The organism is Streptomyces sp. NPDC025273 (genome assembly GCF_040638585.1).
Taxonomy (GTDB): Bacteria; Actinomycetota; Actinomycetes; order Streptomycetales; family Streptomycetaceae; genus Streptomyces; species Streptomyces cinereorectus.
The window spans coordinates 478,501-487,219 of sequence record NZ_JBEZYP010000002.1; the positions used below are offsets into that span (position 1 = coordinate 478,501).

Consider the following 8,719-nt stretch of genomic DNA (forward strand, 5'->3'; position numbering starts at 1 on the left):
AGACGATGTCCATCGTAGGATTGCCAGGGCAGACGCCGAGGGGGCGGAGCGCCACCCGGACGGACGACCACCACCGGTCGCCCGTGCAGGCAGTGCCCGGGCCGGCGTCGGTCGCGGCCGGCGAGGCATCAGGTCTCGGCGCGCACGACGAACAACTCACCGAGGAGCGAGCTTTGCCCGAGAACAACCAGAAGCCGTTGACCACGGTCGCCGGCGCACCGGTTCCCGACAACCAGAACTCCCTGACCGCCGGTCCGCGGGGCCCGATGCTCCTGCAGGACGTGTGGTTCCTGGAGAAGCTCGCGCACTTCGACCGCGAGGTCATTCCGGAGCGCCGGATGCACGCCAAGGGGTCGGGCGCGTTCGGGACCCTCACGGTGACCCATGACATCACCCGGTACACCAGCGCCAAGATCTTCTCCGAGGTCGGCAAGAAGACCGAGATGTTCGCGCGCTTCTCCACGGTCGCGGGCGAGCGGGGTGCCGCCGACGCCGAGCGCGACATCCGCGGCTTCGCGCTGAAGTTCTACACCGACGAGGGCAACTGGGACCTCGTGGGGAACAACACCCCGGTGTTCTTCTTCCGCGATCCGCTGAAGTTCCCCGACCTCAACCACGCCGTGAAGCGGGACCCGCGCACCAACCTGCGCAACGCCGAGAACAACTGGGACTTCTGGACCAACCTCCCCGAGGCGCTGCACCAGGTCACGATCGTGATGTCGGACCGCGGAATCCCCGCGTCCTACCGGCACATGCACGGCTTCGGCTCGCACACCTACAGCCTGATCAACGCCGAGGGTGAGCGGTTCTGGGTGAAGTTCCACCACCGCACCCAGCAGGGCATCAAGAACCTCACCGACGCCGAGGCCGAGGCCCTGGTGGGCAGGGACCGCGAGTCCCACCAGCGCGACCTCTTCGACGCGATCGAGGACGGCGACTTCCCGAAGTGGAAGCTGTTCATCCAGGTCATGCCGGAGGCCGACGCCGAGAACTACCGGTACCACCCCTTCGACCTCACCAAGGTCTGGTCGAAGAAGGACTACCCGCTGATCGAGGTCGGCGAGTGGGAGCTGAACCGCAACCCCGACAACTACTTCGCCGACGTGGAGCAGGTCGCCTTCACCCCGGCCAACGTGGTCCCGGGCATCAGCTACTCGCCCGACCGCATGCTGCAGGGCCGGCTGTTCTCCTACGGTGACGCCCAGCGGTACCGCCTGGGGGTCAACCACCACCAGATCCCGGTCAACGCGCCGAAGAACCCGGTGAACTCCTACCACCGCGACGGCGCCATGCGCGTGGACGGCAACCAGGGCGCCACGCCCGGCATCGAACCGAACTCGTACGGCCGCTGGCAGGAGCAGCCCGCCTACCGCGACCCGGCCCAGGCCGTGGGTGCCATCGCCGACCGGTTCAACTTCCGGGAGGACGACGACAACTACTTCGAGCAGCCCGGCATCCTGTTCCGGAACATGAGCCCCGAGCAGCAGCAGGTGCTCTTCGCGAACACCGCACGGGCGATCGACGGCGCATCGCAGGCGACCGTCGAGCGGCACATCGCCAACTGCACCCAGGCCGACCCGGCCTACGGTGAAGGTGTCCGCAAGGCGATCGAGGCGCTGGCCGCCGGCACGCTCTGAGCGGAGGCACGGATGAACGACGCCGGACTGACCCCCGAGCAGACCGGGCGGGTCGTGGAGATCGCCATGGAGCTGGCCCGGGAAGGCCGTACGGAGCAGCTGGCGGAGTTCGTCGACCACGGGCTCCCGGTCGACTCGGCCGACCCGGACGCGAACACGCTGCTCATGCTCGCGGCCTACCACGGGCACGCGGGGACGGTGAGCGCGCTGCTCGCCCGCGGCGCGGATCCGGACCTGCGCAATGTGCGCGACCAGGCCCCCCTCGCCGGTGCGCTGTTCAAGGGCGAGGACGAGGTCGTGGCCGTGCTGCGCGCGGCCGGTGCCGACCTCGACGCGGGAACACCGAGCGCACGGGCCGCCGCGGCCATGTTCGGCCGGGAGCACCTGCTGGCACGCTGAAGGGCCGAGGAGGGGGCCGGATCCCTGGTCGGGGGACCGGCCGCCTCCGCCTGCCCGGTGGCGCCTGATCCGTACGAGTGACAAGGTGGGCGCGTGGACCGTGACCAGGTGGGCAAGCAGCTGCTGAACGGACTGACCGTCGATTTCAGCAGGCCGGAACGGCCGGTCCTGCTCGACGAGCAAGGCATGCCGATCAAGACCTGGCGGGAGAACTACCCCTACGACCGCAAGATCCGCCGCATGGAGTACGAGCGGGCCAAGCGTGTCCTGCAGATCGAGATGCTGAAGCTGCAGCGCTGGACCAAGGACACCGGGGCCCGCGTCGTCGTGGTGTGCGAGGGCAGGGACGCGGCCGGCAAGGGCGGCACCATCCAGCGTTTCACCGAACGCCTCAATCCCCGTGGCGCACGCATCGTGGCCCTGGACAAGCCGACGGACCGCGAGCGCGGCCAGTGGTACTTCCAGCGTTACGTGCCCCATCTGCCGGCCTGCGGCGAGATCGTCTTCTTCGACCGCTCCTGGTACAACCGGGCCGGTGTGGAACGCGTCATGGGGTTCTGCACCCCGCCGGAGTACCAGCTGTTCCTCAGGCAGTGCCCGGCCTTCGAGGAGATGCTGGTGGACGACGGCATCATCCTGGTGAAGTTCTGGTTCTCCGTCTCCCGGGCCGAACAGCGCACGCGCTTCGCCATCCGCCAGGTCGACCCGGTGCGCCAGTGGAAGCTCTCTCCCACGGACATCGACTCCCTGGACCGCTGGGACGACTACACCACGGCGAAGATCGACATGTTCCGGACCACGGACACCGAACACGCCCCGTGGACCGTCGTGAAGAGCAACGACAAGCGCCGCGCCCGCCTCGAAGCCATGCGCAGCCTCCTCGCGCGCATCGACTACACGGCGAAGGACGCCGACGCCGTCGGCACGCCCGACCCCCAGGTCGTGGGCCCCGCCGCCACCTTGCTCGAGCCGGGCGAGGAGGACACCGCGCTGTCGCCCACTCCTCTCGCGCGGCACACCGAAGGGCCGGGCGCACACCCGCACCCGTAGGCCGACGCGGTCACGGCCCCTGGGCGGCACGTACGTGCCGCCCTCCCGCATGCCCCGGCGCCGCCCGTCGGCAGATCCCTCACCGCTGGAGGCCTGTGGTGCCGGGAATCTCTTCGGCGCCGAGCATGTCGCTCGGGACATCGGCAGCCGTGGCGTCCGGCAACCGGCACCATTCGCTCGAATTTGCCGCTTCGGCAAGCAAGTTTGTCGAAAGTGAAGCCATGCGCACACCATCTCCCGTAGATGGAGGTGTTTCGCATGAGCGACAGGAACCAGCGGTACGACGTGGTCGTGGTGGGCGGCGGGGCCGCCGGTCTGAGCGGGGCCCTGGCGTTGTCCCGGGCACGGCGTTCCGTGCTCGTGATCGACGCGGGCAGCCCGCGCAACGCGCCCGCGGGCCATGTGCACAACTACCTGGGACGCGAGGGCACCCCGCCCGCGGAGCTGCTGGCCATCGGCCGCGAGGAGGCCACGGGGTACGGGGCCGAGATCGCCGAGGGCAACGTCGTCTCGGCCGAGAAGGTGTCCGACGGCTTCCGTGTCGTACGGGAGGACGGGAGTGCCGTCCACGCGCGCCGTCTGCTCGTCACCACCGGAATCGTCGACGAACTGCCGGCCGTGGAGGGCCTGGCCGAGCGCTGGGGCAAGGAGGTCCTGCACTGCCCGTACTGCCACGGGTGGGAGGTGCGGGACCAGGCCATCGGCATTCTGGCGGTCAGCCCCATGGCCCTGCACCACGCCCTGCTCTGGCGGCAGTGGTCCGACGACGTGGTGCTCTTCCGGCACGACCGGCCCGACTTCGGTGACGAGGAGTACGAGCGGCTCGCCGCCCGGGGCATTTCGGTCGTGGACGGAGAGGTGGCCGCGCTGGAGGTGGCGGACGACCGGGTCACCGGTGTGCGGCTGGCCGCAGGCGCGCTGATCCCGCGCGCGGCGCTCGTGGTCCAGCCACGCTTCACCGCACGCTCGGCGGTCCTGGAGAGCCTCGGTCTGCGGCCCGCCGAGATGGAGGTCGGCGGCCACGTCGTCGGCACGTACATCGCGGCCGACCCCGCCGGGGCGACCGAGGTGCCGGGCGTCTGGGTGGCCGGTAACGTCGCCAACCTCATGGAGCAGGTCGTCGGAGCGGCGGCCGCCGGGCTGAAGGCGGCCTCGATGATCAACATGGACCTCGTCACCGACGACACCCGCCGCGCGGTCGACGCCCGGCGCACACCCTTCTCGGCCGAGGCCGAGCGTCAGGTCGCCGAGCGCGTGCTCGGAGACCGCCGTCACGGACTTCAGGAGACGCGATGACCACCGACAGCACCCGTACCGACGCCGAGATGTGGGACGACCGGTACCGCGAGAGCGACCGGATCTGGAGCGGGAACCCCAACGCCGTCCTCGTGCGTGAAGTGGAGGGCCTGAAGCCGGGCCGCGCCCTCGACCTCGGGTGCGGTGAGGGCGCGGACGCGGTCCGGCTCGCCCGGTGGGGCTGGCAGGTCACCGCCACCGACATCTCGCGCGTCGCCCTGGAGCGGGCGGCGGTCCACGCGGCCGAGGCGGATGTGGCCGGCCGGATCGACTGGCAGTGGCACGACCTCGGGGCCACCTTCCCCGAGGGGGAGTACGACCTGGTGTCCGCCCAGTTCCTGCACTCCATGGGCGACCTGCCGCGCGAGGAGATCCTGCGCAGGGCGGCCGCGGCAGTCGCGCCCGGCGGCGTGCTCCTGATCGTCGGCCACGCAGGGTTCCCGTCCTGGGAGCACGACCACCCGGATGTGGAGCTGCCCACGACGGACGAGGTCCTGGCGTCCCTCGAACTCCCCGAGGGGGAGTGGGAGGTGCTGCTCAGCGAGGAGCACGAGCGGATCCAGAACGACCCCGACGGCAACCCCACCACCCGCACCGACAACGCGCTGAAGATCCGCCGTACGACAGGGCGGTGACGACGAGCGCCCGCCCCACTCCCGGTCGGGAGTGACGGCGGGCGCGCTCGGTCCGGGCGTCGCGGGGGTCAGGCCTGCGGCGCGGCCTTGATCGCGGAGATGTCGAAGTTCAGCTTCACCTTGTCGCTGACCATCACACCGCCGGTCTCCAGTGCCGCGTTCCAGGTCAGACCCCAGTCGGAGCGCAGGATGTCGGTGCTGCCCTCGAAGCCCACGCGCTGGTTGCCGTAGACGTCGGTGGCGGAGCCGTTGAACTCCAGGTCGATGGAGAGCGGGCGGGTGACGTCCTTGATGGTGAGGTCACCGGTGACACGGTAGGTGTCGCCGCCGAGCTGCTCGGCCCGCGTGGAGCGGAACGTCATGAGCGGGAACGTCTCGGCGTCGAAGAAGTCGCCGCTGACCAGGTGGCCGTCACGGTCGGCGATGCCGGTGTCGACACTGGCGATCTTGACATCGATGGACGCCGAGGAGTTGGCCGGGTCGGCGCCGTCCAGCCTCAGTGTGCCCTCGTGCTCACCGAAGGAGCCGCGGACGTTGGTGACCATGGCGTGGCGCACCGTGAAGCCGATGCTGCTGTGCGCCGGGTCGATCGTGTACTCACCGGTCAGGGCGGCCAGCGCCGGGTCCACCGTGAGGGTGGCGGTGGTGGACGGGGCGACGTTGTTCTTGCGGTTGAACAGAGCCATGGCTCCTCCTCGGGGGACGTGTGAAACGAGTGGCCGTCGAAGTTCTTGTTTAACCTTCAACGAGATTGACTGTAGAGCAATCTTGTTCAAAGTTCAACATCTAGTTTCGGGCGTGACGGCCCGGGGGTGATCCGCGAGCCGGAGTGTTCGCCGAAGGGTCATGGGTCGCCCTCTGGCGGACGCGCGTAGAACCGGGCAGGATCTCCGTGCTCGGCCCGTACGCCGGAGCCCCGTCCCAGATTGTCATGAGCAGGAGGAATTCCCCATGTCGACCCGTCCCGTACTCCGCTCGGCCCTGACCGCCCTCGCCCTCGTCCTCGGCGCGCTCTTCGCGCCAGGCGTCGGCGTCCTCGGCGGTGGCGCGACCGAGGCGCACGCCGTCACCAAGCTCACCCACTCCCAGGCCACGTCCCGCTTCATCTCGTCCGGGATCACCTGGTCGTCGTCCGGCGGCTGCTCCGACCGGTACAACTCCACGTGTACGTCCTTCGACCAGCTCAACCTGACCAGCGCGCAGGGCGCCCAGACGCTGAAGAGCGCCACGGGCTGCGCGCTCAACATCACGGGCGGCACCGAGACCGGCCACGCCGGCGGCACGTACTCGCACTGGGACGGCTACAAGCTCGACTTCTCCAAGAGCACCTGCCTGACCAACTACGTGAAGGGCGTTTTCACCTACATCGGCCTGCGCGGTGACGGTGCCCCCCAGTACCGGTCCGGCTCCGGAAACGTCTACGCGGACGAGGGCAACCACTGGGACGTGACGTACTACAACTGCGGCGGCTGCTGACCTCCGTACGCACGAGGTGCCCCCGTCCGGCGGGACGGGGGCACCAGGTGTGCGCGGCAGGGGGTGTCGTCAGGAGCCGACGCTCACCGTGAAGCGCCGCGGGTTGCCGTCGTGGGCGGCCCCGGAGACGTCCGGCTGGCCGTCCGGACGTACGTCGTCGTACGGGAACGCGTACCCGATCGGCGCGTTGGCGTGGACGACGCGCGACCAGTGGTTGGTCACCGCGCCCTTGTAGTAGTCCGCCACCGTCGTGCCGTTCGGCTGCTGCGGGTGGCTGAGCATGATCGAGCGGTTGAAGCCCGCCGCGATCCTGGCCAGCAGCGCCTTCTTGTCGTCCGGGTCGCCCGGGTTGTTCGTGAACGGCCCGTGGTTGCAGGTGAAGACGTCCTTCGAGGTCGGCTTGACGAACGTGTGCCCGCCCTCGAAGGTCAGCGTGTCACCGCTGACGCGTCCCGCCAGGGTGCCCCGTCCGCCCTGCAGGTCGATCCGCAGGTCGGTGGAACGGTACTTCTCCCAGACCTCGTCGATCTGCGCCGTGAACAGATCCCGGAACGGCATCTCGTTCGGTCGGTCGAAGAACGGCGCCATCAGGTTCTGCGGCGAGACCACCCGCAGGACCTTTCCGTCCGAACCGCGGGTCACCAGCTTGTCCCAGGGCTGCCCGTCGGCGGCGGCCTGGGCGGTGAGGTCGTCGGCGATGCGCTGCACCGCGCCGTCCGGCAGCGGCGCCACGGTGTGCGTGGTGTCGCCCTCCAGGGCCAGCCCGATCGGCAGCGCGGTCACCAGATCGACGTAGCTGATGTTCGCGTACAACTGCTGCGGGTTGAACGTGAACTCGCAGAACGACCAGGTCCGCCCGTAGTTCGGGTCGGTGGGCGTCGCGAAGGCCGGCTCGACCAGCGACGGCCCCGGGTTCAGGTAGAAGTCCAGCTTGTCGTCGCGTACGAAGTAGATCCGCGCCCCGTACATCTGAGGAAGGGTCAGGACCACCGGGCCCGCGCCGGCGGCTTTCAGCGGGATGGCGCAGTCCACCGGCAGCGGTGTCTGCGGGGCTCCCGGCGAGTCCGGGCGGTAGACGCTGCCGTCCGGCCGCAGCAGCACCCAGCGGTTCGTGCCCTGTTCGTGGCCGGTGACATACGCATGCACCGTGCCTGGCAACGACCGGTTCTCCAGGGCCAGTTCGCACGTGGCGGGCGCTGCCCACGCGCGCGGGCCGAGGGCGCTGCCCCAGAGCGGAAAGGTGAGCGCGGTCGCGGAGGCGGCGGCGCCGGTCAGGAACATTCTGCGCGAAATCACGAAGGGACTCCCGAGGTGTGGGGGCCGCAGACGGAAACATGGGGGGTGGAGCGGGAGGTGCCGCGGTGGGGGTCGTCTGCGGTGCGCACCACTTTCGCCACGCCTGCCGCGAGCGTCAAGACTTATGACTGAGAGCGCTCTCAGGAGAGGGGATTTCTTCACAACCCGACGCCGCGGGAGAGGGGAGGTGCCCCTCGGTCACTCGCTGTGCGCTCGTGGTGAGCGCTCGCCCCGGCGGCCACGCCGGCCGCGGCGGTGTGCGCTGTGCGTTGCGGAGGCCGGGCGGACGGGCGAAGGCGGCACCGCGACCCGGTGCCGCCCTCTGCCATTCTGGTGTGCGGGGTACCCCTCCCCGGTGCATCCACGGCGTGGCGCGCAGACGGCCGGGCGCCCCCCGGTACGGAACCCCTTTGTCGGAGCCCGACAAAGGAAGTGCCCCGCAAGCTGGCAGATGGGTTGCGCGGCCCCCGGCTTCTGTCAGGTGCCACCAGGAAACGGGGCAGGAGACTGTCCGGAATCGACGGCAGGGTTTCCGCGGTCGGGTTCGTAGGGTCGATGCATGACCGTTGTGGACGAAATCCCGGGCGAGCCCAGTGACACGCGTGGCCGGGTGGCCGAACTGCTGGCGCTGCGTGAGCAGGCACGGCGCGGACCGAGTGACCGGGCGACCGAGGCGCAGCATGCCAAGGGCAAGCTGACGGCGCGGGAGCGCATCGAGCTGCTGCTGGATCCGGGTTCGTTCAAGGAGGTCGAGCAGTTGCGCCGGCACCGGGCGACCGGGTTCGGCCTGGAGGAGAAGCGGCCTTACACGGATGGTGTGATCACCGGTTGGGGTACGGTCGAGGGCCGTACGGTCTTCGTCTACGCGCATGATTTCCGGATCTTCGGCGGGGCGCTGGGCGAGGCGCATGCCACCAAGATCCATAAGAT

At 69.7% G+C, this 8,719-nt stretch carries 10 protein-coding genes; 7 read left to right on the forward strand and 3 right to left on the reverse strand.

The window, feature by feature from the left end; all coding sequences use genetic code 11:
- The first annotated feature begins 173 nt into the window (after positions 1-173).
- The 3 genes from AB0F38_RS07090 (at position 174) to ppk2 (ending at position 3,086) form a co-directional block, all read left to right on the forward strand.
- Positions 174-1,637, forward strand: coding sequence for a catalase (locus tag AB0F38_RS07090; protein ID WP_361887959.1), 1,464 nt, complete (start codon positions 174-176; stop codon positions 1,635-1,637).
- 12 nt (positions 1,638-1,649) lie between these two features.
- A complete protein-coding gene (locus AB0F38_RS07095; protein WP_361887853.1) occupies positions 1,650-2,036 on the forward strand; it encodes an ankyrin repeat domain-containing protein in 387 nt (128 codons plus the stop codon).
- Between the two features lie 93 nt (positions 2,037-2,129).
- Entirely contained in the window at positions 2,130-3,086 is a 957-nt protein-coding gene (ppk2, locus tag AB0F38_RS07100) for a polyphosphate kinase 2 (RefSeq protein WP_361887856.1), read from the forward strand.
- Between the two features lie 79 nt (positions 3,087-3,165).
- Here the strand turns inward: ppk2 and AB0F38_RS07105 are convergent, their stop codons facing one another.
- On the reverse strand, positions 3,166-3,309 hold the full coding sequence (locus tag AB0F38_RS07105; protein WP_361887859.1) for a hypothetical protein: 144 nt from the start codon (positions 3,307-3,309) through the stop codon (positions 3,166-3,168).
- Between the two features lie 35 nt (positions 3,310-3,344).
- Between AB0F38_RS07105 and AB0F38_RS07110 the strand changes: the two genes are divergently transcribed.
- Both AB0F38_RS07110 and AB0F38_RS07115 read left to right on the forward strand, forming a co-directional pair.
- Positions 3,345-4,382 carry an NAD(P)/FAD-dependent oxidoreductase gene (locus AB0F38_RS07110; protein ID WP_361887861.1) on the forward strand — a complete coding sequence of 346 codons (1,038 nt, stop codon included), beginning with the start codon at positions 3,345-3,347 and terminating at the stop codon, positions 4,380-4,382.
- Positions 4,379-5,017 (forward strand): methyltransferase domain-containing protein, encoded by a 639-nt coding sequence (locus AB0F38_RS07115; RefSeq protein WP_361887864.1) that lies wholly within the window; start codon positions 4,379-4,381, stop codon positions 5,015-5,017. Before AB0F38_RS07110 ends, AB0F38_RS07115 begins: the two co-directional genes overlap by 4 nt.
- A 68-nt stretch (positions 5,018-5,085) precedes the next feature.
- On the opposite strand, the gene AB0F38_RS07120 is transcribed toward AB0F38_RS07115, so the two are convergent.
- Positions 5,086-5,703: a YceI family protein gene (locus AB0F38_RS07120; RefSeq protein WP_361887867.1), complete on the reverse strand. Its 618-nt coding sequence runs from the start codon at positions 5,701-5,703 to the stop codon at positions 5,086-5,088.
- 265 nt (positions 5,704-5,968) lie between these two features.
- Between AB0F38_RS07120 and AB0F38_RS07125 the strand changes: the two genes are divergently transcribed.
- Positions 5,969-6,493 (forward strand): hypothetical protein, encoded by a 525-nt coding sequence (locus AB0F38_RS07125; RefSeq protein WP_361887870.1) that lies wholly within the window; start codon positions 5,969-5,971, stop codon positions 6,491-6,493.
- A gap of 69 nt (positions 6,494-6,562) precedes the next feature.
- On the opposite strand, the gene AB0F38_RS07130 is transcribed toward AB0F38_RS07125, so the two are convergent.
- The gene (locus AB0F38_RS07130; RefSeq protein WP_361887961.1) at positions 6,563-7,774 is read right to left on the reverse strand and encodes a glycoside hydrolase family 64 protein; all 1,212 of its coding nucleotides are present in this window, start codon (positions 7,772-7,774) and stop codon (positions 6,563-6,565) included.
- A 574-nt stretch (positions 7,775-8,348) separates the two neighbouring features.
- Between AB0F38_RS07130 and AB0F38_RS07135 the strand changes: the two genes are divergently transcribed.
- A partial coding sequence (locus tag AB0F38_RS07135; RefSeq protein WP_361887873.1) for a carboxyl transferase domain-containing protein occupies positions 8,349-8,719 on the forward strand: 371 nt, incomplete at its 3' end.

Coding starts and splice junctions, on each gene's coding strand:
- AB0F38_RS07095 (WP_361887853.1), top strand. CDS start 1,650: ATGAACGACGCCGGACTGACCCCCGAGCAGACCGGGCGGGTCGTGGAG.
- AB0F38_RS07105 (WP_361887859.1), bottom strand. CDS start 3,309: ATGGCTTCACTTTCGACAAACTTGCTTGCCGAAGCGGCAAATTCGAGC.
- AB0F38_RS07110 (WP_361887861.1), top strand. CDS start 3,345: ATGAGCGACAGGAACCAGCGGTACGACGTGGTCGTGGTGGGCGGCGGG.
- AB0F38_RS07115 (WP_361887864.1), top strand. CDS start 4,379: ATGACCACCGACAGCACCCGTACCGACGCCGAGATGTGGGACGACCGG.
- AB0F38_RS07120 (WP_361887867.1), bottom strand. CDS start 5,703: ATGGCTCTGTTCAACCGCAAGAACAACGTCGCCCCGTCCACCACCGCC.
- AB0F38_RS07125 (WP_361887870.1), top strand. CDS start 5,969: ATGTCGACCCGTCCCGTACTCCGCTCGGCCCTGACCGCCCTCGCCCTC.
- AB0F38_RS07130 (WP_361887961.1), bottom strand. CDS start 7,774: ATGTTCCTGACCGGCGCCGCCGCCTCCGCGACCGCGCTCACCTTTCCG.